This is a genomic window from Polyangium jinanense, assembly GCF_028435365.1.
In genome coordinates this window covers 358,660-383,275 of sequence record NZ_JAGTJJ010000003.1, presented here as the reverse complement: position 1 = coordinate 383,275, position 24,616 = coordinate 358,660, and the positions used below count along the sequence as shown (strand labels likewise).

The window sequence follows — 24,616 nt, the reverse complement described above, 5'->3', positions numbered from 1 at the left end:
GGACGTTCGTCATGCGTGGAGCACGCGGAGACGCACGAGCGCAAGGGACGGATCGGCTAAGGTTGGTAAGGGGTCCTGGTTCGAATCGATTTTAGCGTCGGCAGCGGGAGAGGGCATACGCGATCCCCGCCTGGAGCGTGCTCCGCGTGGGGACCTTCGCGCCGAAGTCGATGTCGAGCTTCACAAGCGCCTGCGCGACGTCACCGCGGATACCAGTGATCACGACCTCGGCGCCGAGCAATTCGACGGCTCGCACCGTGTCGAGCAGGCGGCTCGCGACGTGGCTGTCGACCACGCGCACGCCCGTGATGTCGATGATGAGAGCGCGCAAAGCACGCTTGCTCGCGCCTTCGAGCGCGACGCGCAGGAGATCCTCGGCGCGCGCAGCGTCCACCGTGCCGACGAGCGGGATCACCATGACGTTGTCGGTGATCGGCACGAGCGGCGCAGAGAGCTCGGCGAGGCGCGCGCGCTGCATTTCGATCATCGCCTGCTCGAACGAGGCGCGCTCCGCCTCGGCCTTGGCCCGGCGCAAAAGCTCCGCCTGGAGTCCGTCGTTCGCCCGCGCAAGGTCGTCCGTCCGGCGCCGGACGTCAGCGAGGAGAATTGCATTCTCGAGCGCGATCGCCGCCTGCGACGAGAGGAGCGAGAGGAGCTCGACGCGGTCTTCCGAGAATGCGTCCTCGACGAGGCGATTTTCGAGATAAAGGACGCCCGAGAGCGCGTCGCGGTGAACGAGCGGCAATCCGAGGAAGGAGCGGGGCGCGGCGCTCCCGAGGTGCGGATCGGCCTCGAACGGCGTTCCGGCCGCGCCGCGACCGATGACGATAGGCGCGCGCGTGCGGGCGACGTATTGCACGACGCTCGGCGCGACGCCCGTCGCCTCGGCAAGCGGGCGCATGGCGCCGACGTCCGCGCCGTCGACGGTCAACGTGGCGCCGACGAAAAGCTCGCCGCGGCGCACGAGGACGAGCGCGGCGCGATCGGCGCCCGCGACTTCGAGGACCGTGCGGAGAAGGCGTTCGAGCAGGCGATCGAGGTCGATTTCGCCGGCAATGGCCTGCGCCGCGCGCACGATGGCCATGACATCGAGCGACCGGCCGCCGCGCAAGGGACGATCGGTGAGGCGCGTCGGTTTGTCCGCGGGGCCGCTCCCCCCATCTTCGGACGATTTTCCGCCGAAGACGTCGGGGTGCCGCGCTTCGAGGTCGCGCACCTTGGCCGTCGCGCCCCAGCGTGTATACGCGCGCATGGCGGCTTCAAGGTACGGCCGCGCAAGCTCGGGCCTTCCGCGACCGGCGTAATACTGGGCCGCGCGCTCGCATGCGAGCGCCTCGTGATGGGAAAACCCGTTTTTCCGGGCCGCCTCGATCGCTTCGTCGTAAAGCTCGCGGGCCTCGCCGTGATGCCCGTCCGCGACCTGAATTTCCGCAGAAACGAGGCGATGCAGCGGGAGCCAGTGGTCCGGATAAAGCGTGACCCAGGCGCCGAGCTTCGTGTGGTGGGGCGCGAGGCGCTCCCGGAGGCGCGCGCGCTCGACCTCGTCCGCGCCGGAGAGGCGCGCCGCGAATGTGAGGGCGATGGTGAAGGTGGAAAAGGTCTCGAGGTAGAGCCACATGCCCGCGGCCATCTGTCCCTCGGTGCGCTCGGCCCATACGAGCGCGCCATCGAGATCGCCGTGGAGCAAGCAGAGCTGCGTCCGGAGGGCGTGGTGCATGCACGCCGCATATCCGAAATTCGGCTCGATCGTCCGGACGAACGCCGTGTCGTCGAAATCGTCGCCGTCGAACGAAGTTTCCGTCTGCGTGCGCCCTTCGAGGGCGTGGAGCATCCGACCGAGTGCGGTGAGCGTGTGCGTGGCGATCGGGTCCCGCACGTCCGGCAAGATCCCCGTCGCTTTGCTCCACGCCTCCCGCACGGAGGCGAGCGGATCGGCCGACCAGTATCGCAAGGCGACGCCGAGGTGGAGCGAATACGAGACGTACGGGATGTCGCCCATTTGAAGGCTATGGACGAGCCCGCGCTCGACGAACGGGAGCACGCGCCGGACGGGCAAGAACGGCGTGGCACACGCGCCGATGGTCCAGGACGTCCTGCCGCGGAGCGCCGGGTTCTCGATGCGATCTTCGAGCAGCACCGCGAGGTCGAAGAACGCCCGCGAGGCCTTCGCGTCGCCGAGGATCATCGCCAGCATGAGGGCGTAACTCGCATACGCATACGCCGCGACGTCGGCGTGGCCGTGCTCGACGCAGGCGGCGACGAGGCGCACGACGACCACGAGATAAAGGGCTTGATCGGCGATGTACGTGGGCGGGACGAGCGCCGTGAGCAGGTCGAGCTGCGCGACGACGCGCCGATCTTCGATGCGCGGAGCGCGGGCGAGGTCCTCCGGCGAACGCCCGCCGACGAGGCGCGCGATTTCGGCGAGCGCCGCCGGGAGGGACGCGGCCTCGGCCCCTCGCTCGGGCAAAACGGCGGAGAGCTCGGACAAACCCTCGCGCCCGGCGGCGATCGCGTCCATGTATCGGCCGCGCGAGACCCGGAGGGAGAGGCGTTGCCCGTGCACGCGCGCTCGTTCGAGGGGCGTCTGCGCGTGCGAGAGCGCCTCGGAGAAGAGCGCCTCGGCGCGCTCGGCGTGGCCTTCGATGTATGCGCATTCGGCCCGCGAGGAGAAGAGCCCGACGGCGAATGCGGGGTCTACCGCGAGTGCGGGCGCCGAGAGGAGGGCGGCCGAGACGTCGTAGAAATCGACGGCGACGCGAAATGCGGCCTGCGATTGCGCCTTGCGGCCAGCCTCGAAGAGCAGGCGGACGACGGAGCGGCGTTCGTTTTCGTCGTCGAGCAGCGAGGCGCCCTCGCGGAAATGGTGGGCGACCTCGAAGAGCCGATCGCCTTCGGCGCCGGGTTCGGCGCGCATGGCGCGGCCGATGGCGAGGTGCACGCGCGCCCGCTCGTCTCCTTCGAGGAACGACCGGGCCGCCTCGCGCACTTTTTCGTGAACGAAATGGTAGGTGCCGGTCCCCGGGACGATCATCCCGAGATCGATCGCCTCGGCGAGCGCCGCGGAGAAGCCGGCCTCGGGCGCGCCGAGCACGACGTCGAGTTTGTCCTCCTCGAATCCATGGCCCAGCACGGCCGCGGCGCCGAGGACACGGCGCGCCTCGGGGGAGAGCTTGCTCAGACGCTCGGCCACGAAGCGGGCGGCGTCGTCCGGAATGGGCACGTCGAGGATGCGCCGTTCGTCCCAGCGAACAGCGTTTGTCGCTGGGTCCCGATCGACGAGGCCCTCGGAGAAGAGGGCGTCGAGCACGTGCAGGACGAGAAATGGATTGCCGCGCGATTTGCGGTGCAAGAGCCGCGCGAGCGCCGCGACCTCGTGCTCCGGCACGGAGAGGACGTCGGCGACGATGCGCCCCACGTCCTCGGGCTCGAGCGGACCGAGGAGGACCTTTTGAAGGGCGACCCCGCGCGGGACAATGGATTCGAGGAACGCGCCGAGCGGCCGCGTGGGCGCGGTGTCTTCCTCGTGTGCCGCGCCGAGGACGAGCAGATGCGAGAGGCCCTCCTCGGCGAGGGCGTCGCCGAGAATGGAAAGCGTGTCGGAATCGGCGCGATCGAGGTCGTCGAAAAAGACGGCGACGAGCGGCCAATGCTCGCAGAAGACGCGGAGGAAGGCGGACACGGCGCGCCCCACGCGCCTTCGTGATTCTGCGGCGCCGAGCTCCGGGAGCGGCGGCGATTTTCCGAGGACGAGGGCGACGTCCGGCGCGAGGTCTTCGAGCACGGCGCCCTGGCTGTCGAGGGCCTCGAGGAGGCGGGCGCGAATCGCATCGAGGCGCTCTTCCGGCTCGGTGAGGGCGCGGCGTGCGAGGGCCGTCATGACCTCGGCGAGGGGCGCGCGGGGCGCCGCGCCTTCGCCCGGTTTTGTCGCGACGAACAGGCCGCCCTGGTGGATGATTCGCTCGCGCGCCTCGGCGACGAGCGTGGATTTGCCAGAGCCGGCCGGGCCTACGATGAGCACGAGCTCGGGCGCGCCGGACATGGCTCGCCGCGCGGATTCGGCAATCGCGCGCGCCTCGGCCTCGCGGCCGAAGGTTTTGTCCCAGATACGACGATCATCGGGGCCGTCGCCGGTGCCGAGCGGAAAGGGCGCGACCTCGGGGCCTTCACGCAGGAATCGTTCGAGGTCGAGCGCGAGCGCGCGGCCCGTTTGATAACGATCCACGGGCGCCTTCGCGAGGAGCTTCTGCGCGATGTCGGAGAGCACGCGCGGGACGGACGCCATACGCTCGTGCACGGGGACGGGCGCGCGCGCGAGGTGCGCGTGGGCGAGCGCCAAAGGGTCAGCGGAGACGAACGGCGGCGCGCCCGTGAGCATTTCGTAAAGGACGGCGCCGAGCGAATAGAGATCCGCGCGCCCGTCGAATCCGCGGCTCGCGCGTCTCGTGCGCTCCGGGGCCGCATACGCGAGCGAGGCCTCGCGGGAAGGCCCGCGCCCGTCGGCCCCGCTGCGGGGGCCGGAATCCGTGAGGAATGCGTCCTCCGACCCAGGCTCGACGACGATCGTGGCGGGGGACAGATCGCCGTGGACGCGGCCCGCGCGGTGGAGCTCGTCGAGCGTGACGGCGAGCGCGAGCGAAAGCCGCGCGGCCGCGTCGGGGGGTTGCATGGACGACGCGAGGAAGGCGGCGAGGGTCGTTTGCTCACGCTCGTCTCCTTTGCCCAGGCGGCTCATGCCGAATCGTGCCTCCGATGCCGTTCGAGTCGCAGCACGAGGTCCCCGACGAGGCCCGTCCAGCCGGTCTGGTGCGAGGCCCCGAGCCCCTCACCGGTGTCCCCGTGGAAGTATTCGTAAAAGAGAAGGTTGTCCCGGAAATGGGGGTCGAACTGGAAGATGTCGGTGTCACCGTAGACGGGCCGTTTCCCGTCGGGGCCACGCTCGAACAAGGCGACGAGGCGGGCCGCGATCTCGTCGGCGGCCTGGCCGAGCGTGCGCGGCCCGTGCGTGCGCGTGGCCGGGACGCGCAGGATGTCGCCAAAGCCGTGCTCGAGGCGAAGGAGCGAGCGATAAATCATGTACGCCGTGGGCATCCAGACGGGCCCGCGCCAGTTCGAATTCCCGCCTTTCATGCGGCTCTTCGACTCCCCCGGCTCGTAACCAACCTCGAGCCGCCGTTCGCCCTGCCAAACGACGACGGGTCGCTTTTTGTGTTCCTTCGAGAGGGAGCGTGGGCCGAACGGCGAGAGGAACTCGTCCTCGTTGAAGAGGTGGCCGAGCACGCGTTCGAGCTTGCCGGGCGGGACGGCCGTGAGGACGTAGCGGCCGTCGGGGCGCTTGACGAGGGCCTCGGCGAGGTGGGGGTTTTTCCCGAGGAACCACTCCATGCGGCGCCGGAAGTTGTCGAGCTTGCGATAGACCTCGGGGCCGATGACGTGCACGGCGAAGAGCGGAATGAGGCCGACCATGGAGCGCACGGGCAGGTGGTGGGGCTGTCCGTGGATCGTGAGGATGTCGAAGTAAAACCCCTCGGCGTCGTCCCAGAGCGGGATCTCGGGGGGCTCGGCGTGGTGGAAGGTGTAGGCGATGCGGAGGAAATGCTCGAAGAACTTGCTCGCGGCGTCCTCGTACGCGGAGTTTTCCAGGGCGAGCTCGAGCGCGATGCGCATGAGGTCGATGCAATACATCGCCATCCAGGCGGTGGCGTCGGCCTGTTCGAGCTTCATGCCGGGCGGGGGCGGCTCGCTGCGATCGAAGACGGAGATGTTGTCGAGGCCGAGGAAGCCGCCCTCGAAGACGTTGTTCCCCTCGGCGTCGCGCTTGTTCACCCACCAGGCGAAATTGATGAGCAGCTTGTGGAACATGCGCTCGAGGAAGAGGCGGTCGCCCTTGCCGCGCTGCTTGCGCTCGATCTTGTAGAGCTGGTAGGCGGCCCAGGCGAGGATCGGCGGATTGAGGTCGCCGAACTCCCATTCATAGGCGGGGATCTGGCCGTTCGGGTGCTGGTACCACTCCTTGACCATCAGCTTGAGCTGGTTTTTCGCGCGGTCCATGTCGATCGGCGCGAGCGCGAGCGCATGGAAGGCGAGGTCCCAGGCCGCGAACCAGGGGTATTCCCACTTGTCGGGCATGGAGATGACGTCGGCGACCGAGAGGTGGTGGAAATCCTTGTTCCGGCCGCGGAGCCGCGCGGCCGGCGGCGCGATCGCGTCGCCGCGGAGCCAGACGTCGACGTCGTAATGGTAAAACTGCATCGACCAGAGCAAGCCCGCGGAGGCCTGGCGCTGGATCGATCGGCGCTCGTCCGACATGTGCGGGCCTTGAAGGGCCAGGTAAAACTCGTCGGCCTCGGCCTTGCGTTTCGCGAGGAGCTCGTCCGAGCCCTCGAACGGGGCGCGCTCGGGTCCGGGGCAAAGCCGCGCGCGGAGGACGACGCGGCCGCCGGCAGGAACGTTGAAGACGCGCCACGCCGCCGCCTTCGAGCCACGGCCCTCGGGGTTTGTCCTGGATTCGTCGCCGTGGACGACCCGCGCGTGGAAGGCGTCCTTGACGTAGGGCGTGCGCGACGGCGAGCCGAAGAGGCGCTCGGTGTTGGTCTCGTTGTTCGTGAAAAGGAGGGTCGTGTCGTCGCCCTCGATGTAGAGGTAAAAAGAGCCGAGATCATGGTGGCTGGAGCGGAGAGAGACAAACCCCTCGCCGCGCTCGCCTTCTTGAATCTCGGGGGGCGCGACGACGACCTCGTCCCACGACCAGGTGTTGCGGAACCAGAGGTGCGGCAGGAGATGAAGGGGGGCGTCCTCGGGGCCGCGGTTCTCGACGGTGACGACCATCAAGATGTCATGGGGCGTGCGTTTCGCGTATTCGACGCGGACGTCGAAATAACGGCCCTCGTCGTAGAGGCCGAGGTCCCAGGTTTCGAGCTCGGGCTCGTCGCCGCCGCGCATCCGGTTTCCCGCGACGAGCTCCTCGTAGGGATAACGGCGCTGGGGGTATTTGTAGAGGAAACGGAGGTAACTCGACGTCGGGGTCGCGTCTTCGTAATGGTAGACTTCCTTGACGTCCTCGCCGTGATTGCCCTCGGCGTTGGTGACGCCGAAGAGGCGCTCTTTCAGAATGGCATCCCGGCCGTTCCACAGGGCGAGCGCGAGGCAGAGGATCTGCGTGCGATCGCAGATCCCCGCGAGGCCATCCTCGTTCCAGCGATAGGCGCGGCTCCGCGCGTGGTCGTGCGGGAAATACCCCCAGGCATCACCGCTCGCGCTGTAGTCCTCGCGCACCGTGCCCCAGGCGCGCTCCGCGACGTAGGGGCCCCAGTCCTTCCAGCGGAGGACGCGCTCGCGCTCCTGGGCCAGTCGATGGTGCTCCTCCGTCCTCCACGCCTGCATGCCTCAAACATAACAGGATTCGGGGCCCCCCAAGCGCCCGAGGGGAACGATCACTCGGTGCGCTGGATGATGTGGAAACCGTAAGCGGTCTCGACAACCTCACTGATCTCGTTGATCTGGAGCTCGAAGGCCGCGTCCGAAAAGGACTTGACCATGGCGCCGCGCTCGAACTGGCCGAGATCCCCGCCGCGCTCGGCCGCTCCGGGCTCGTCGGAGCACTCGGTGACGACCGACTCCCACGCCGCGCCCGAGCGTAGTGCGCGCAAACACTCCTGCGCCTTTTTCTTCGCTTCTTCGCGGGTGCGGTTCACGTCCTCGGGGCGCTGCTGGGAGCGCTGGTGCATGACGAGGATGTGGCGCGCGCCGATGCGGGTCGGCAGGCGCGCGAGCCGCTGTCGCTCACGCTCCTCGACGGCCTCGCGCTCGGCCGCCCGCGCAGGCCCGATCGTTTCGAGCCCGCCCCCCGTCCAGTCCGGCCCGGTGGCGAGCGAGGTGCACGCGGGACAGACGAACGCGAGCGCGAGGAGAACGGAAACTCGGCCAGCGAGGGCTGCCATGGGGCGGGAACGTGGACCAGGGGCCGCGGGCGCGCAAGGGGGTTTGGGGCGTAGCTCGGCTCGTCCGAGCGTAGCCCCAAGCGTCGAAAGGCTTGGAAGGCGCGTCTGATACGATGGAGGCGTGCCGCTGCTCGACGTGGTCCTCGGCTACGACTGCAACCTCGCGTGTACCTACTGCACGATCACCGAAGCGATGCGGCGTCGCGCGCTGTCCACGGAGCAGGTGGCGCGGGAGATCGATCGGGCCGCCACACGAGGATTTCGCGACGTCGCGTTCACCGGCGGCGAGCCGACGATCCGGAGCGATCTGCCAGCGCTCGTGCGGTACGCGAAAAAGCGCGGATTCGAGCACGTGAAGGTCGCGTCGAACGGCCTCCGATATGCGCACGCGCCGTACCTGGATCTGCTCGTCGAGGCGGGTGTCGATCAGTTCCACGTGTCGATGCACGCGCCGAGCGACGCGGCGTACGAGGAGACGGTGCAACGCGAGGGCACGGCGGAGCTGCGGCGGAAGGCGATCGAGAACCTGGTCGCGCGCAGGCTCGATCCGATCGCGGATCTGATCCTGAAGGAAGATACGTACCGGGACGTGCGCGCCTGGGTCGAAGCACTTTTCACCCAGGGGATCCGGCAGTTTCGGCTCTGGCTCGTGTCGCTGACGGACAACAATCGCGCGAACGTGCATGAGCTCCCGCGGCTCACGGACGTGGCCGCGAAGGCGCGCAGCGCGTTCGAGGCGGCGCGAGAAAAAGGCTACGAGGTGCACGCGCTGCACATCCCGCGCTGCTTTTTGCCGGGATACGAGGAGCACGTGCGGCATCCGGGCGCGGACCTCGTGCGGGTCGTGACGCCGGACGAGGTGTTCGATCTGAAAAACTCGCGCCTCACGGGAGGCGTGAAGCTCGCGGGTTGCGAGGGCTGCCGGTTCTTCGATGCGTGCCCGGGGCTCAGGCCCGACTACGTGGAGCGGTTCGGCGGGGACGAGGTCAACAGCGTGCCGGCGTGAGACGGAGACTCAGCCTTCGGGGCCGCGCCCTCGCCCTCGTCGTGGTGCGGGCCGCCGCCGGGCAGGTCGAGGTCGTCGAGGCCCGCGAGGACGGAGAGCGAGACGGGGTGGTACGGGGGCCGCGGCGTGATGGGCTTGTCGACGTCGCCGCCGCGTTCGTGCACGAGGCGCGCGCAAAGCGCGAGGCACCACTTGCCCTGGCACCAGCCAGTTCCGAAGCCGGTGTATCGCTTGACGGACTCGATGTCGCGGTAGCCACGCTCGAAGGCCGCTTCGAGCTCGTGGAGCGTCACGTCCTCACAGCGGCAAACCAGGGTTTTCATGCGCGAACCTCTCGCGGGATGGTAGCGCCCCCCCGGGGGGATCGGCTATACGGGGGGCATGCCTCAGAAACCGCAGGTTCGTGCCAAAGAGAAGGTCCGCCAGACGCGCAGGCTCGCCCGCTGGCGCGCGAAGAAGGCTGCCGAAGCCCAGACGCAGGCGCAGCAGAGCCCCGCGCCGAAGCCGGCCTCCTGAAGTCGACGTCCGTGCCGTGCGTCTCCGCGCGCACGGCACCGGACGGACGTTCTCGACGCACGAAGAAGCCGAGCGCGCGTGAGCACGCCGCGCGTGGAAGCTTCATTCCATCTCGCCGCTGTCCGCCTCGACCTCGGTCGTTTCGGACGCGTCCGGCGGCACCCTGCCCTTCTTCCGTTCGGCGCGAATCGAGGCCATTTCCGCGCGTGACGGGTTGATCACGAGGAAGCCGTGATCCGCGTCGAGCAGCGCCACGTCGCCGGGAGACGCCCACTGGAAGAGGCCCTCGACCTGCGTGATCGACGGGACGCCGAGGAGCCGCAAGAGCACGGGCGTACGAGGATCCGAGGCGCGCTCGCTGAGCACGACGCCCACGGGACGCGTGCGCGCCGAGACGACGAGGTCGAAGACGGTGAGACGATCGCCGATGAGCACCGCCTTCGTCGGGAGCTCCGCGCGCGCGTCGGGCGTCGCGAGCATGACGAGCGCGTCGCAGAGGTCTTCCATGTCGCGCGCGCGCTCTTGCAGGAAGGGATCGCCGACGATGCCGTTCGCCGCGCGCACGCCCTCGCGCGCCACGAGGCCGAGCGCTTGCGCGACGCCGTGGCCCTCGGCGACGAGCTCGAACGCGCGTTGACGCAAGCGCAGGTCGCCGATCATGAGCTCGTACGTCGAGAGGAACGCCGACTCGCGCGTGAGCCCGAGGTTCTGCGCGCGGGCGACGAGCGAGGAGAGCGCCTTCTCGGCCGCGCCCCAGGCACCTCGCAAGAGCTTCGCATCCTCGGCCGTGGCCTTGCGCTGCGGTGAAGTGGCCGGGCGGCGCAAGGCCGCGACGGCGCCGAGCGAGCGGCCCGGGACCGAAGGAACTCCGGGAAGCGTGACCTTGCGCGTGCCGCCGCCCGTGCGGCGAAGCTTCTTGTCGCGCAGCTCCCGGAGCACCTCGGCATGCCGGATCGCCGAGGCGATCGGCGCGGTGAGCGCGACGAGCAGGCGGACGTCGCTCGGGCGGTACGCCTTGTCGCCCGCGCGCTGCACGACGATCGCGCCGAGCACGCGGTCGAAGCCGAGGATCGGGACGGCGAGGAAGACGGGGTAGCGGTCCTCGTCGATGAACGGAAACGCGCGCCAGCGCTGATCGCCAGGCGCCTTCACGACGGCGACGGGCCGCCGGGTCGCGACGGCCGTGCCCGTGAGGCCCTCACCGACGGACATGCGCACGGTGCCGCGCGCGCCCACGGGAAAACCGACGTTGCCGCGAAGGACGAGCGCGTCGCCGTCGCCTTCGAGCAGGTAGAGCGAGACGATCTCGGCCTGGGCGATGGCGGCGATGCGCTTCGGGGCCTCGTCGAGGAAGACCGAGAGCGGCATCGGTTTGGCCACAAACGAAACGAAGTCGAGGACGCGGTCGAGGCGAGCCTCGCGTCGCGTGGGGTTCAGCGACTCGGGCGGCGGGGGCAAGGTCGAGACGACCGGCGTCACGGCGGGGTCGCTTTCGAGGACTTCGTCGGAGGGACGCGACGGCATTCGGGCCGTACCATACCAGGAGGGGCGGTCTTGGAAAGCGGTCGCGGACGGTCCCGATCAAGCGCGGGACGGGCGCAAGTCCACAGGCCCATCGAGGGGCGGGCGCTGCATCCCACCGAGCGGCGCGCGACGCGCAAACGGTGCGCGATCGAGGACGGCGCGCGCGAGGGCACCGTCATCACAAAGGCCCACGGACGTGACGTACGGGGCCCACGGGGCGAGGAGGTTTGGCGCATCGGTAGGCGCGAGCGCGACGACGTGCACGACGCGCGCAGCCGGAGGCAAGACGAGCGCTCGTGGGGAGGGATCGAAGCCGACGGCATGCGAGGGGCGTGAGAGGAAGAGGCCGACGGCGTCCATGGAGGCGCCATACAGCGCGATTTCCGCGGCGAGCGCAGGGTCGAGGGAGCCGCGGGGGACACGCGCGGCGGCGCGGGAGAGGGCCGCGTCGAGCGCTTGGACAAACTCCTCCGCGTGGTGTTCGCCGCCCTCGACGAGGACGAAGCGCGGGGACAAACAGCCGCGTTGATCGAAGGGGACGACGTCCCACGCGAGGGCCTCGGCTGCGTCCTCGAGCGCGGCGTCCCTGCCGATGATCGCGAGTCCGATGCCGGTACCATGTCCCCGCACGCAGACGCCTGCCGGCAGGCCTCGTGTGACGGCTTCGATCGAGGCGTCCGAGCCGTAGACGTGCAGCTCGTCGCCCGGCGCGGGCGCGATGGAGGAGGCGCGCGTGAGGGAGGCGTGGTGCGTTTGGACGAACGCTTCGTCGGTAGAAAGCGCGCGGACGAGGAGATCGGTGACGACGGGATCGCGGCGCGAAGGACGGACGACGATGTCGGGCGAGGTCGCGGCGGCGAGCGCGAGCGCGCGGAGCGGGGCGGTGCAGACGTTGGCCGCGAGGACGACGTGGCAGCGGGGCGCGCGGCCCGTGCGCGCGAGGAGCGCGTCGATCTCGGCATCGGTCGGATGCGTCTCCAGGTGCGCGGAGAGCGCGAGCTCGACGCCCTTCGGATCGAGCCCGGTGACCTCGGGCAAACGCGCCCGCGCCTCGGCGCCGAGCGGATCGTTCGGATCCTGGATCCGCCGGCCCGCGGCGATCACGCGAAGAACGCGCGCCCGCGCCTCGGTCTCGGCGCTCATGACGAACCGCGCGAGAGGACCTCGTCGATCGCGAGCGAGCATCCTCGCGGCGTGGCGCCGGGCGCGCGGCCGAAGAGCTCGACGCCCTCGTCGGTGACGCGCCCGAGGTCCGACGTCTGGATCGCCACGGACGAGTCGACGTTCGCGAGATCGACGAACCGCAGGATGCCCGTCTCGCCCGGCGAGAGCGGCGCGAGCGTCGTGGGATCACAGGCCGTCACGCGCATCCACGGTGGCGCGACGTAGACGCCGTGCCGCGTCGGGGTTCGAGCGCCGAGCGCGGCCGCGAGCGTGCCTTCGTAGAGCTGGCTCGACAGCTCGGTCATGCCGTACTCGCCCACCACGTGGGCCTCGGGGACGGCGAACAGGGAGGCGATCGCACGCCGCAGCTCGGTCGGCTCGACCTCGCGCGAGCGACCTTTGAAGCCACCGGTCTGCATGACGCGGCTGCCCGGCGGCAGGGAGAGATCTCTCGAACCGGCGCCGTCGAGCAGATGCACGAACGCGAAGGATGCTCCGAGCACGAGCACAGGTTTTCCCGAGGCGCGCGCTTCAGCCGCGGCACGCGCCACGCCTTCGATGTCGAGCACGCCTTCACGCACGTAAAAGCCCCCGAGGCCGCGGTGCTCGCGGGCGAAGAGGTCGAGCATGAAGCCGAGCGACGAGTCGGCGACCTCATCGAGGGACGGCGCGAGCACGAGGACGCCAAGATTTTGACGATCCGGCCAGAGCATCCGCTCGCCCCAGCGCAGCGCGACGAGCTCGTACGTCGCGGTGGTGCGGAACGGATGCTCCCCGCGCGCCTCCTTGCCCTGCGACGTGCCGCTCGTTCGGAACACGCGCATGTCCTCGTCCGGCGCGTGCGCGGCGATGCGCGCGAGGCGGAAGACGTCACAAGGCAGCGCGGGGATCACGGAGGCGTCACGCGCACTCGCGAGGTCGATGCCGCGCGCGCGAACGAGGCGCCCGAGGGCGGGCACGTGTGCGGCCTGGAAGCGCGCGAGGGCGAGCGCGAGCTCGTCGAAGGGCTCGGGCGGCGCGCCGCGCAAGATACCCTCGACGAACCCCCGCACGCGCTCATGCAGCGCTTCGCTCGTGGGCCGTACCGTCACGCGGCGATTCCTAGCAGGAGCGAGGCAAGGCCGCCAAGCGAGCGGCCCTCACCCACACCGTCAACCGAGCGACGCCTTCATCGCGTTTGCCGCGGCCGTGAGTTGCTCCTCGGCGATGGTGAGCGGCGGCGTCCAGGTGATCACCTCGCCCTTCTGTCCGCCCGTGATCACCACGTAACCGGCCTCGAGCATGCGACGCATCGTCTGCAAGGCGAGCGCGCCGCTCTCGAACGCGACGCCGAGCATCAAGCCCTCGCCGCGCACCTCGACGACGCCGGGCGCGCCCGCGAGCACCGCCGCGAGATACTCCTTCGTTCGCGCGCCGATCTCACGCGTCTTGGTGACGAGCTGCCGGAACCTGAGCGAGTCGAGCGTGGCGATCGCCGTTGCGCACGCGAGCGGCGCGCCCGCATGCGTGGACGTGTGCACGACCTCGCCCTCGCGCGCCCACGCCTGCATGACCTCGTCGGCCGCGATGCACGCCGCGATCGGCAAGCCTCCGCCGAGGCCCTTGCCGAGCACGAGTATGTCGATCGGCGCGCCCACGGCTGTCGATCGAAGCATCGAGCCCGAACGACCGAGCCCGGTCCAGATCTCGTCGGCGACCACGAGCGCGCCGTGCCGATGCGCGAGCTCGCAGAGGTCCCGCAAGAACCGCTCGGGCGGCACGATGATGCCGCCACGACCGAGGATCGGCTCGACCAGCACCGCGCCGACGTTGCCCGCCGCGAGCGCCTTCTCCACGGCGCCGAGCGAGCGATCGAGATCGGCCTCCGCCGCGGGATACGGCGCGAACGAGACGTGCGGGTTGAGCTGCAGGTTGAACGGCTCGCGATAACTCTCGCGCAGCCCGAGCACCGCGAGCGGCCCGTACCCGAGGCCGTGATACGCGCCTTCGAACGCGACGACGCCGGGTTTGCCCGTGGCGAGCGTCACCGTCTTCAGCGCGGCCGTGATGGCATCACTTCCGCTCTGGCAGAGCAGCACGCGCGGCGCCGTGCCCGGATGGAGCGAGGCGAGCCGCTCGAGCAGCTGGACCTTGATGTCGGCGGCGTACACGTCACCGAGCGCCTGGATGAGCCGATCGGTCTGCGCCTCGATCGCGCGCGTGACGCTCGTCGCGCCGTGACCGAGCAGGAGCGATCCGAAGCCGGCCACGAGGTCGACGTAGCGGTTGCCGTCGACGTCGAACAGGTTCGCGCCCTTGCCCGAGGCAAGGACGATCGGCGTCATCTCGGCGCCGCTCGACTCCTCGCGTGTCTTTCTCCGCGTCCCGAACGCCGGGCACTCGACGCGTTCGAGCCTGCCGAGGAGGCTGCGCGATGCAGGGCCCGGAGGTGGTACACGGATCTCGGGAAGCTGATCACCCGTCTGTTCCTCTGCGGGGGCGGGAAACTCGCTGAGGGGCATGTCGTTTCAACTAGCACGCACGAGCGTGGCGGGCAGGCGTGGACACAAGCGTCCCCCGGGGGACCGAGGGACCCTGGGGGCTACGAGCACAGCCTGTTTCGGCCGGTCCTCTTCGCCATGTAGAGCTTTTCGTCGGCGCGCTTGATGAGGTCCTGCGCCGAGCGATCGCTCTCCTGCAGGAGGGCGGCGCCCAGGCTGATCGTCACCTTGATGCTGTCGGCTTGAAAAACGAACGCGTTGTCCGCGACCTTCTGCCGGAGCGTCTCGCCGAGCGCGATGGCTCCCTGGAGCGAGGTCTCGGGCAGGACGATCGAGAACTCCTCGCCGCCGTAGCGCGCGAAGACCTCGTCGCGGCGGATGCGCGACTGCACGACGCGCGCGACCTCTTTCAGCACGTAGTCGCCCGCGAGGTGACCGTGCACGTCGTTGATGCGCTTGAAGTGGTCGATGTCGAACATCAGGATCGACAGATCCCGATCGTGGCGGCGGCCGCGGATGATCTCGCGCTCGAGGGCCTCGTAGAGGTAGCGCTTGTTGTAGATCTGCGTGAGACCATCGATGATGGTCATCCGGTAGATCTCTTCGTGGTACTGCGCCTCGACGTCGGCGCCGGAGAGGAACTTGAAGATCGTCGGGCCAATCTTCACGCGGTCGCCGTTCTTCAGGACGACCTCGCGTGAGATCTGCTCATCGTTGCAGTACGTGCCGTTCGTGCTGCCGTCGTCGACGACGACCCAGTAGCCGCCCTGCTGGCGGAACTGCGCGTGGCGGCGCGACACCGAGTCGCCGTCGAGGACCACGTGGTTGTCCGCGCCACGACCGACCCGCGTCGGGTTGTGCTCGAGCACGAAGCGCTTGCCGAGCAACGTCGGCTCCTTCGTGTAAATGACGACGAGGCAGTCGGTCCCGAGCCGAGGCGCCTCACCCCCACCCGGCGGGGGCTGCACCACCGTGGTAACGCGAGTCTTTTCGTCGAAGTCGTTCACGCGGTTTCAGCCCGGTCTGCCTGCTACTTCGGTCTCGTCGACAAGCAATCGAAGCTGGGCCCCTCGAAAGACGCCCTTTCCAAGCTCAATCACCCGGATCCAGCCAGTCTTCCAGCTTCAGCGTATCCATCCCCCCGCGCAGGCGTCAAGGTGAATTCGATTACTGGGTTTCGTCCTCATCACGTCTCGTCGCGGAAGCCCGGTTGCCCAAGTGCTACCACGGCGAGATTTGCATCATTGTTGTGCGACGATTGTACGAATGCAAGGTGCCCGCTCGGGACAGCAGCGACGGACTCGTGCGCTCGGGACGTCGCGAAGTACGTCAAGCCGTGAGGCCTCGCGCCGCGGTCGCGCGTGGCTCCCGGGACGCCCGCGCAGGCCGTCGATCCGGAGCGCCCGACGGTAACGTCGCGAGCAGCCGGCCATGATCGAAGACCCACATCTCGCCGGGTTTGCCCTGCGTCCACGTCTCGTTCTTCGTGAGCGGCGCCGTCGCCACGACGGCCACGCGATCGCGCGGCGTGGTCACGGCCGAAAAGTCGACCGCGAGATCGTCGTCGGCAAGGTGCGCGAGGCCAAAAGGGGCCTGCCGGATGATGTAGCAGAGCCGCGTGCCGCACCGGGCAAACAGGTGCCGTCCGTCACCGAGCAGGAAGTTGAACGTGCCATCTTTCGCGAGACGCGCGCCGACGTTCGCCACGACCTGCCAGAGCTCGCTCGGCCTGCGCGGATAATCGTCGAAGGTGCGTCGGAGCTCTTCGAGCAGGACGCAGAAAGCGTACTCGCTGTCGGTCGTGCCGATCGGAGTGAAGCGGCCAAGCTTGCGCTGCCGCACGCGCGGGAGCGTGCCGTTGTGCGCGAAGACCCAGTGCCGGCCCCAGAGCTCACGCGCGAACGGGTGCGTGTTCGCGAGGCTCGTGGGCCCGCGCGTACGCTTGCGGACGTGGCCGATCGCCAGCATCGTCTTGATCGGGTTTTGCGAGAGGAACCGCGCAAGCGGGCTCTCGGCCGCCGGCGTGGGTTCGAGGAAGACGCGCGCGGCGTACCCCTCGTAAAACGATAGGCCCCAGCCGTCCGCATGCGGGCCCGTCTTGCCGCCTCGCTGGCACAAGCCAGAAAACGAGAAGACGATGTCCGTGGGGACGTTGCACTCCATCCCGAGTAGCTCGCACATCTCCGCGCGCTCCGGAGTATAGGCAAAATTCAGCGGGCCGCGACGGCCTCCGCGGCCTCGTTCGCCTGCCGTACGCAGTCGGGGATGCCGACGCCGTCGAACGCGGCACCCGCAAAGTGCACGCCGGGGAGCCTGCGCGCGATGTCGCGAATGCGCCGCACCCGCGCCGCATGCCCCACGATCGGCTGCGCGTTCGCCTGCTCGTACCGAAAAACACGCGCGAGCATGGGCGCGGCGCGGACGCCGATGAGCGAGCCGAGCTCCTCACGCGCGAGCGAGACGAGGGATTCATCGCTCGTCGCGAGCGCGCCAGGATCCCGATGCCCACCCACGAAGACGCGCACGAGGGCCGCATCCTGCGGGGCGCGACCCGCCCACTTGCTGGAAATGAACGTCGCCGCGAGGATGCGACGCCGCTCATCCTTGGGGATCACGACGCCCACCGCGTCGAGCGGGTGCGGGACGTCAGGCCGCGCGTACGCAAGGACGACGGTGCCCGTCGAGAGGTACGGAATGCCGCGAAGAAGCGCGCCGAGCTCCGCGTCGAGGGGCCCGAGCGCACTCGCGGCGGCGTGCGCGGGCGCCGCCATCACCACGTCGTCGGCCTCGATCGACTCGGTTTGCCCGTCTCGCGCCCCGTACCGCACGACCCAGCGCGCCGGAGCATTCGATTCCGCGCCGCTCGATCGCTCGACCGATACGACGGGCGCGCCCACGCGAATGTCGCCGCCCGCCTTCTCGATGCGCCGGGCGAGCGCTTCGATGAGCTCGCCCATGCCACCGAGCAGCGAATGGAACGGGCTCGGCGGTGGTCCCTTCGTCGCGGGCTTTTTCCGGCGCTCGGCGAGCGCGCCGCGGATCAGGCTGCCGTGGCGATCTTCGAGGTCGGCGAGCTGCGGGAAGGTGCTGCGGATGCTGAGCAGGTCGACATCGCCCGCGTAGATGCCGCCGAGCAGCGGCTCACCGAGCACGTCGAGCGCCTCTGGGCCGAGCCGCCTGCGCAAAAAACTCCCGATCGACTCGTCGCCTTTCTCCTTCGGGCGCTGCGGCAGGACGAGGTCAAGCGCCATGCGGGCCTTGCCCGTCAGGCTGAAGAGCGGCGTCCGCGCGAACGGCAAAAAGCGCGTGGGCACCGCGAGCACGAGGCCCTCGGGCATCGTGTGCAGCGCGCCGCGGCGCGGGATGTAGACGCGGCGATTCTTCGGTGTCGTACCGATCAGCCGCTCGCCGAGCCCGAGCTCCTTGCAGAGATCCGTGGCGAAGGGCTTGGCGACGACGAACGAGTCGGGCCCGCCGTCGATCACGAATCCGCCTTCGCGCTCGGTCTGAATGTTGCCGCCGAGCCGCGCCCGCGATTCGAGCAGCGTGACCTCGAACCGCTGGCCTTTTTGCGCGGCGAGCAAGCGGTAGGCGACGACGAGGCCCGTGATGCCGCCGCCGACCACGACGACGCGGCGAACGCTCACGCCGCGCCCTCGTGCCGATAAGCGTGGATCACGTCGACGAGTGCCTTCACGTTGTCGACGGGCGTCTGCGGCACGATCCCGTGCCCCAGGTTGAAGATGTGTCCCGGCCTGCCGGCGGCCTCCGCGAGCACGATCCGCGCGCGCGCCGCGGCCACGTCGCGCGGGGCACAGAGCAGGAGCGGATCGAGGTTGCCCTGGATCGCGTGATCGTAGCCGATGCGCTTCCACGCCTCGCCGAGCGGCAAACGCCAGTCGACGCCGATCACCGTCCCGCCACAATCGCGCTGCGCTTCGAGCAGCGTCGACGTGTTCGTGCCGAAGTGGATCACCGGCACGCCCGTCTTCTCGATGCTTTGCAGGATGTTCTTCACGTGCGGCGCCACGTGCGTCCGGTAGTCCTCGGGCGAGAGCGCGCCGATCCACGAGTCGAAGAGCTGCACCGCCTGCGCGCCGGCCTCGACCTGCGCATGCAGGTAGCGCCGCACGACCTCGGAGATCTTGCTCATGAGCAGCGAGAACGACTCCGGATCGCCCCACATGAGCTGCTTCGTGCGGAAATAGTCCGACGATTTGCCGCCCTCGACGAGGTAACTCGCCATCGTGAACGGCGCGCCCGCGAAGCCGATGAGCGGCGTCTTGCCGTCGAGCTCGCGCCGGATCAGGCGAATCGCTTCGAGCACGTAGCCGAGCCCTTCTTCCGGCTCGAAGACGCGCATCCGATCGATGTCCGCGCGATCGCGCACCGGCGCGTGGATCACGGGCCCTTCGCCCTTCTCGAACGAGAACGGCGCGCCCATCGGTTCGAGCGGCAGGAGGATGTCCGCGAACAGGATGGCGGCGTCGACGCCGAGCCGCAGCGGCTGCAGCGTGACCTCGAGCGCGAGCTCCGGCGTCTTGCAGATCTCGAGCAGCGTGTGTTTTTCCCGAAGCGCGCGGTACTCCGCCATGTAGCGGCCGGCCTGTCGCATGAACCAGACGGGCGTGACGTCCGTCACCTCGCGGCGGCAGGCGCGCAAAAACCGATCGAACATGGCCCGAACAGTGACCTCGGGCCCCGCCCGTGGCAACGACGAAGCGCCTCTCGCGAAGCTCAGCGCGGCTGCTGCCCCGCGGCCTCGTGCTGTTCGAGTATGACGACGAGCCGCGCCGCGCCGAGGACGCCGGCCGGCAGCACGATGAGCAGCGCGCACGGCAAGAACGAGAGCAGTGCGAGCCCCAGGCCGAAGCCCATCACGGCGCCGATGTTGCGGCGCACGAAATGGATGCGCGCGCCCACGGGTACGCCGCGGATCGAGAGCGGGCAGTCGCAGAGGTCCCACGCCCCCGCGAGCGCCGTGATCGCGAGCTGGAGCGGGAACGCGACGACGCTCACCGGCGCGAAGAAAAAGCTCAGGACGCCGAGCACGATGAGGATCGGCGCGGTGAACGCGAGCGCCACGAGCGACGACTGGAGCGCGCGCCACATGTCCACGAAAAAGGGGACCTCGGGCCACGGCGGCGCGCCGAGATCGGCCGAGGCGCGCCGCACCATCCGCTCGAGCGCAGGCCCGGCGAGCGGCTTCGCGAGCGCGAACGAGGTGGCGAGCGCGGCCACGAGCATCACCACGATCGAGAGGACCTTCAGCAGCACAGTGAGCACGGCCCAGAGCGCGCCCGTCCCGGGCTCCTTCACGATCAACGCGACGAGCGCCGGCGCGAGTTGTACGCCCGCGAAGCCGAGCACGGCCGTGAGCACGAGCGCGATGCCCGTGGGGACGATCGCGAGCGGCCAGATGTCCGGCGTGCGGAAGAGGTAGCCGTAGCCGCCGAGCACGGCCTTGAGTCCCGCGACGAAGCCGGGGCGTTCGAGCGGCGCGAGGGCCGCGGACGGGCTCGGACCGGGAGCGACGGGGACGCCGGGGGACGCATCGGGGGTGATCATTCGGCTACGAACGTTCCAGCGCGCGGGCATCCGGTCAACGTCTTCCGCGCAAGAAGCACGCTAGGATCCCTTCCCTCGCCCATGACCGCCGCCACCACACGCTCGACCTCGATCGTCACCCCTTTTCCCGAAGGTGGGCGCGTCGCGGTCGTCTCCGATCTGCAACGCACGGCCCTCGTCGAGCGTCTCTTCCTGCTCGCCGAGCAAAACGACGCCGAGCGGACGGGCATCATGGCGGCGCTCGCGGCGGCACGCCCCGACGCCCTGCTCCTGCTCGGCGATCACGTCTTCCTCGGCGCCTCGTCCCGGGCCTGGGCCTTTTTCGATCGACTGGTCGAGCCGCTCCGCACCGCGGGCGTCGAGCTCTTGCCGATCCTCGGCAACCACGATTGCTGGTCGATCGGGCCGCGGGGCCTCCGCCATTACTTCGCGCGGTTCCCCCGGCTCGGAGGACGCCGATTCTACACGACGCGCCTCGGGCCGCTCGGCATCGTCGCACTCGATTCGAACCGGTTTTTCCTCCCGTCATCCCAATGGGACGAACAATCCCGTTGGTACCACAAAACCCTCGCCGATCTCGACGCCGATCCGGACGTGCGGGGCATTCTCGTGCTCGTTCACCACCCGCCGTTCACGAACGGCACCGTCACCGGGCCTTCGGCCCTCACCCAGCGCTCGTTCGTCCCCTCGTTTCTACGTTCCCGAAAGACCGTTTTGATGCTCTCGGGGCACGTGCACGCCTACGAGCATTTCGTCCGGGAGGGCCGCCATTTCGTCGTCTGCGGCGGCGGCGGAGGGCCGCGGCATCGGCTCCTCCCGAAGGAGCGGCAGACGTTCCGCGATCTCTTCGACGGCCCCTCGATTCGCGATTTTCACTTCCTGACCCTCGCCCCGGACGAAACCGGCCTCGACGTGCGCGCCCTCGGCCTGGCCAAGGGCGCGCCGCACGTTTCGCCGATGGATCGATTTCGCCTCGATTGGCCCGGCTGATCAGGGCTTCTGCACGTAGATCCGCGGCGCGCCGCCGAGCGTGAGCGTGATCTTTCCGCCCTCGGGGGTGAGCGTCTCCACCGCGCCAGAGTCGCTGAAATCGAGCCCGTACGACTCGTACGCGCCCTCCGCGGCGAGCGAATACGATGCGCTCGCGGACTCACTTCCGCCCGACGTTCGGGCCCAGAGCACGAGCGCGCGACGCATGTCGGGCAAACGGAAGGCGGCGCCGCCGATCGCATCGGACAAACCCAGCGCTGTCGTGCCCGCCTGGTCGAACAGCGCGCCTTCGAGGAGCTTGCCGAGCGTCCGGTACGCGCGGCCGGCCTCGGTGCGCACGGCCTCGCTCGTTTGCCCGAGCTTCGACACGTCCACGTAAAGGCCCATGTAATCGAATGCATTGGTGCTCTCCCCGACGGCCTTTCCATCGGACAGGCAGAACCAATCGATCCGGTCGATCCCCACCGTCTGCGCGGCCGTCATGACCTTGACCAGGTAATTCGGCGCGTATTCGGGCCCGCCCGGGGCGCCGCCCACGGACACGTGCGGCGCGCCGGTCTCGGTCACGATCCAGCCCTTGCCCGTCACGCCCGCGGCCGTGAGTTTCTTTTCGAGCTCCGACTTTAGGTTCAAGAACCCCGTGACGCCCTCGTCCGAGCCGCCGGGCCCGAAGACAGGATAATAATGAAAACTCACGACGTCGAAATACGCGCTGCCCGTCTTCGGATAGTCGTTCGTCACGGCACCACCCGAGGGGTTGTCCGTGTAGCGCAGCACGGCCGAGAGGAAGCTCGGATATCCGATCCCGCCGAGCGCGATCCGCGCCTCGGGATCGGCCTTCTTCGCCGCCTCGAAGCTCACGCGCAGCATGCGCACGTAATCGTAGATCGACCCGCCGAAGCGCACGAGATGCTCCTTCGTCGGCGGTTCCGTCTCCCACGTCTGCGTGACCTGCCAATCGGAGACCCAGTCCGGCTCGTTCCACACCTCCCACACCCGCACCCAGGGCTTGTACGTCGTCACGGTCTGGTACACGTACGCGCCCCAGTAATTGTTCGGGTTGATCGACCCATCCTCGTCGAAGACGGGCTCGTACAGGTTCTTCGGGATGTAATGCTCGAGCTCCCAGCTCGGAATGCCCTCCGGCGCCGTCGAGTGCTCGGCCGTGGGCGCGCCGAGGAACGCCACGTGCTCGCCCATTCCGAGCGACCCGTACCCTTGCATGTCCCCGACCTCGATGTCGTAGCCCCACGTCTCGAGGTGCCCCTCGGAAAGCTTCAGGCGCGCGCTGTTCGCGCCCGCCTCGTGCGAGGGGAAGGCGAGGTCCTGATCGTTCCAGCCAGGGTTCGGAAATCCATAATTGATGCCATACCGGAACGGCCCGCCAAGCGCGCCCCCGCCCCCGGATCCGCCCGTTCCACCGCCGCCCGAGGCCGAGCCCGAGCCGCCCGACGCGCCCGCGCCGCCCGAGCCCCCGGACGCGCCCGAGGCGCCGGAGCCGTCGTCGCCGCTTCCGCCGCCCGAGCAGGCAGCGAGGGTGCAAAAAATGAATGCGGTTGCGAATGCAGGGCGAATGAATCGAAGCATGGAAAGTCCCTCCTTGGATGCGGGAAGGACGCATTGTATACAGATTCGTCCGGCTTGGATCGATTTACGAACGACGTCGCGTCCCGCGCCGACCAAGCGTCTCGTCACGCCTCCAGTGCCGGCAGACTGGCTTGACCCCGCATCCCTCGCACGCATCCGGGTCCCGCTTCGACGGGCACGTCTGGAGCATGCCGAGGTGGCACAAGGAAAAATCGTATTTCACTGGATCGTCGGGGTCGAGCCGCGCGAGCGCGGCCGTGATCTCCTCGGCCGCCCGGAAATCGGCCGACTTGCGTTCCGTGAGCCCGAGGTTTCGCGAGAGCTTGTGGATGTGCGTATCCACGGGGATGATGAGCCGCGACGTCGGCACGTCCCATAACCCGAGATCCACCCCGTCCGCCGGCCGCGCCATCCACCGCACGAGGAGCAGGATCCGCTTCACGGCGCTGCCTTTGCTCGGATCCGGCAAGATATGCTCCGCGCCCCGCCGCCCCCCGGCGCCGGCGCCGAGCTCACCCCGCTCCCGAATTTCGCGGACCCAGGCCCCGAGCGCCTCCCGCAAATTGCCCGTCGCCGCGAGTTTGTCCGTGAGCGCTTTGCCGAGCGAGCCATGGGCGCGCTGCACCGCGCGGGCGCCAATCACGAGCCCCGCGAGATCCTCGTCCCGATACACGCGATGCCGGAACCCCGCGAGCCGCGCGCGCACCGCCACCGGATCGTCGGCAATCGCCGCGACACGCGGGCCGAGCCGCGCGAGCGCATCCTCGATTTTCGCGCAAAGCGCCTTCACGTTGCCGAACGCCAGCGCCGACGCGATCATCGCCACGATCTCCTGATCGTCGCGGCGGGCATACCGGTGCACGAAATGCACCGGATCGGCCGCCTTGCGCGCCTCGACGTCGCAACGCGCGCGCACGTCGTCGAGCGCGCGCCGGAGCGCCTCGTCCACCCCTCGCACAGACGATCCGCCGCGGCTCATGCGCCTACGCCTCGCACGCACGTACCGCCCCGATTGCGCCCGCGATGCCGCCTGGCCCAGACGAACGCGGCCGTATTGACGGTGCCCATGTAGGACCCATACGACATCCCACCCCGGGCGCTCGGACGCGGGCGTTCCGGAGGTATTTCGAGAGGGGGACCATGGAGCCGCTGGAGAACGCGAACGGCGATGCGACGGCCCGCGCGATCACGGACGTGGCCATCATCAGCGGAGCCGCGAGCAGCATCGGCGTCATCGAGGCCTGCCTGCTCGCCGGCCTGTTCGCCACGATGATTCGAACCACGCCCGGCAGCGCCTCCGAGACCCGCCGCCGATTGGCCTCCTCGCTCGAAGACAAACGCCATGGCGGCCGGCTCGACCGGGACGCCGTCGAGCGCGCCCTCGACCTGTTCCGTGCGTCCGGGGACATCAGCGCCGCGGCGAGCGCCGACCTCGTCCTCGAATCCACCGATTCGGCCTGGAAAGCGCGACAAACCCTGCTCGCGCAAGCCGAGCGCGCCACGCACGGTCGCGCCATTCTGGCCACGACGGCCCCGACCGCGCTGCTCCGGACGCTCTCGACGCGCCTCGACGTACGTGAAAACTTCGTGGGACTGCATTTCTTCGCCCCCCCGGTGCTGGCCGGGTTCTGCGAGGTGTCCGTGACGAACCGGACGCAGCCTACCGTGGTCGAGACGGCCGTGCAATTCGTGAAGGCGCTCGGCAAGCACGCGGTGATCGTCCACGACACGCCCGCTTGCCTCCTTCTTCAGTCGCAAGGCGCCCGGCTCGGGGCGATTCAGGCAGGGCTCCTTCGTTCGCAGCGGTCGCGACCCGGCATCTTTTGCGGGCTCTGACGGGC

Annotated in this window: 19 protein-coding genes; 4 read left to right on the top strand and 15 right to left on the bottom strand. The window is 69.2% G+C overall.

The features are described from left to right. Nucleotides 1-91: 91 nt before the first annotated feature. The 3 genes from KEG57_RS10725 to KEG57_RS10715 are packed head-to-tail and all read right to left on the bottom strand — an operon-like array spanning nt 92 to nt 7,940. A complete protein-coding gene (locus KEG57_RS10725) occupies nt 92-4,735 on the bottom strand; it encodes an AAA family ATPase (RefSeq protein WP_272419611.1) in 4,644 nt (1,547 codons plus the stop codon). Beyond that, complete coding sequence (locus KEG57_RS10720) at nt 4,732-7,383, bottom strand: MGH1-like glycoside hydrolase domain-containing protein (protein WP_272419610.1); 2,652 nt, start codon at nt 7,381-7,383, stop codon at nt 4,732-4,734. The genes KEG57_RS10725 and KEG57_RS10720 overlap by 4 nt, the downstream gene beginning before the upstream one ends. A gap of 50 nt (nt 7,384-7,433) precedes the next feature. Next, nucleotides 7,434-7,940 carry a peptidylprolyl isomerase gene (locus tag KEG57_RS10715; RefSeq protein WP_272419608.1) on the bottom strand — a complete coding sequence of 169 codons (507 nt, stop codon included), beginning with the start codon at nt 7,938-7,940 and terminating at the stop codon, nt 7,434-7,436. A gap of 121 nt (nt 7,941-8,061) precedes the next feature. Between KEG57_RS10715 and KEG57_RS10710 the strand changes: the two genes are divergently transcribed. Then, complete coding sequence (locus KEG57_RS10710) at nt 8,062-8,946, top strand: radical SAM protein (RefSeq protein ID WP_272419607.1); 885 nt, start codon at nt 8,062-8,064, stop codon at nt 8,944-8,946. On the opposite strand, the gene KEG57_RS10705 is transcribed toward KEG57_RS10710, so the two are convergent. Beyond that, nucleotides 8,898-9,269, bottom strand: coding sequence for a (2Fe-2S)-binding protein (locus KEG57_RS10705; protein WP_272419606.1), 372 nt, complete (start codon nt 9,267-9,269; stop codon nt 8,898-8,900). The genes KEG57_RS10710 and KEG57_RS10705 overlap by 49 nt on opposite strands. 58 nt (nt 9,270-9,327) lie before the next feature. Here KEG57_RS10705 and KEG57_RS10700 point away from each other — a divergent pair, with 58 nt between their 5' ends. Further along, on the top strand, nt 9,328-9,462 hold the full coding sequence (locus KEG57_RS10700; RefSeq protein WP_272419605.1) for a hypothetical protein: 135 nt from the start codon (nt 9,328-9,330) through the stop codon (nt 9,460-9,462). Nucleotides 9,463-9,564: 102 nt separating this feature from the next. On the opposite strand, the gene KEG57_RS10695 is transcribed toward KEG57_RS10700, so the two are convergent. The 9 genes from KEG57_RS10695 to KEG57_RS10655 all read right to left on the bottom strand — a co-directional run bounded on the left by KEG57_RS10695 (nt 9,565) and on the right by KEG57_RS10655 (nt 20,198). Further along, a complete protein-coding gene (locus tag KEG57_RS10695) occupies nt 9,565-10,986 on the bottom strand; it encodes a GAF domain-containing protein (RefSeq protein ID WP_272419604.1) in 1,422 nt (473 codons plus the stop codon). A 57-nt stretch (nt 10,987-11,043) separates the two neighbouring features. Then, nucleotides 11,044-12,129, bottom strand: a complete 1,086-nt coding sequence (locus KEG57_RS10690) for an acyl-CoA reductase (protein ID WP_272419603.1) — start codon at nt 12,127-12,129, stop codon at nt 11,044-11,046. Continuing rightward, nucleotides 12,126-13,241, bottom strand: coding sequence for a LuxE/PaaK family acyltransferase (locus KEG57_RS10685; protein ID WP_272419602.1), 1,116 nt, complete (start codon nt 13,239-13,241; stop codon nt 12,126-12,128). Before KEG57_RS10685 ends, KEG57_RS10690 begins: the two co-directional genes overlap by 4 nt. A gap of 60 nt (nt 13,242-13,301) precedes the next feature. Further along, the gene (locus KEG57_RS10680; RefSeq protein ID WP_272419600.1) at nt 13,302-14,651 is read right to left on the bottom strand and encodes an aspartate aminotransferase family protein; all 1,350 of its coding nucleotides are present in this window, start codon (nt 14,649-14,651) and stop codon (nt 13,302-13,304) included. A gap of 80 nt (nt 14,652-14,731) precedes the next feature. Then, a complete protein-coding gene (locus KEG57_RS10675) occupies nt 14,732-15,637 on the bottom strand; it encodes a GGDEF domain-containing protein (protein WP_272419598.1) in 906 nt (301 codons plus the stop codon). A 322-nt stretch (nt 15,638-15,959) separates the two neighbouring features. Beyond that, nucleotides 15,960-16,811: a class II glutamine amidotransferase gene (locus KEG57_RS10670; RefSeq protein ID WP_272419597.1), complete on the bottom strand. Its 852-nt coding sequence runs from the start codon at nt 16,809-16,811 to the stop codon at nt 15,960-15,962. A 29-nt stretch (nt 16,812-16,840) separates the two neighbouring features. Beyond that, entirely contained in the window at nt 16,841-18,277 is a 1,437-nt protein-coding gene (gene hemG / locus KEG57_RS10665; protein WP_272419596.1) for a protoporphyrinogen oxidase, read from the bottom strand. Beyond that, nucleotides 18,274-19,308: a uroporphyrinogen decarboxylase gene (hemE, locus tag KEG57_RS10660; RefSeq protein WP_272419595.1), complete on the bottom strand. Its 1,035-nt coding sequence runs from the start codon at nt 19,306-19,308 to the stop codon at nt 18,274-18,276. Before hemE ends, hemG begins: the two co-directional genes overlap by 4 nt. A 59-nt stretch (nt 19,309-19,367) precedes the next feature. Then, on the bottom strand, nt 19,368-20,198 hold the full coding sequence (locus tag KEG57_RS10655; RefSeq protein WP_272419594.1) for an EI24 domain-containing protein: 831 nt from the start codon (nt 20,196-20,198) through the stop codon (nt 19,368-19,370). A gap of 81 nt (nt 20,199-20,279) precedes the next feature. Here KEG57_RS10655 and KEG57_RS10650 point away from each other — a divergent pair, with 81 nt between their 5' ends. Continuing rightward, nucleotides 20,280-21,188, top strand: a complete 909-nt coding sequence (locus KEG57_RS10650) for a metallophosphoesterase family protein (RefSeq protein WP_272419593.1) — start codon at nt 20,280-20,282, stop codon at nt 21,186-21,188. Here KEG57_RS10650 and KEG57_RS10645 read toward each other — a convergent pair whose 3' ends face one another. Continuing rightward, nucleotides 21,189-22,775 (bottom strand): hypothetical protein, encoded by a 1,587-nt coding sequence (locus KEG57_RS10645; protein WP_272419592.1) that lies wholly within the window; start codon nt 22,773-22,775, stop codon nt 21,189-21,191. It lies immediately after the preceding gene. A 64-nt stretch (nt 22,776-22,839) separates the two neighbouring features. After that, nucleotides 22,840-23,754 (bottom strand): TIGR02757 family protein, encoded by a 915-nt coding sequence (locus KEG57_RS10640; protein ID WP_272419591.1) that lies wholly within the window; start codon nt 23,752-23,754, stop codon nt 22,840-22,842. A gap of 161 nt (nt 23,755-23,915) precedes the next feature. Here KEG57_RS10640 and KEG57_RS10635 point away from each other — a divergent pair, with 161 nt between their 5' ends. Then, entirely contained in the window at nt 23,916-24,611 is a 696-nt protein-coding gene (locus KEG57_RS10635) for a 3-hydroxyacyl-CoA dehydrogenase NAD-binding domain-containing protein (RefSeq protein WP_272419590.1), read from the top strand. Nucleotides 24,612-24,616 lie beyond the last annotated feature (5 nt).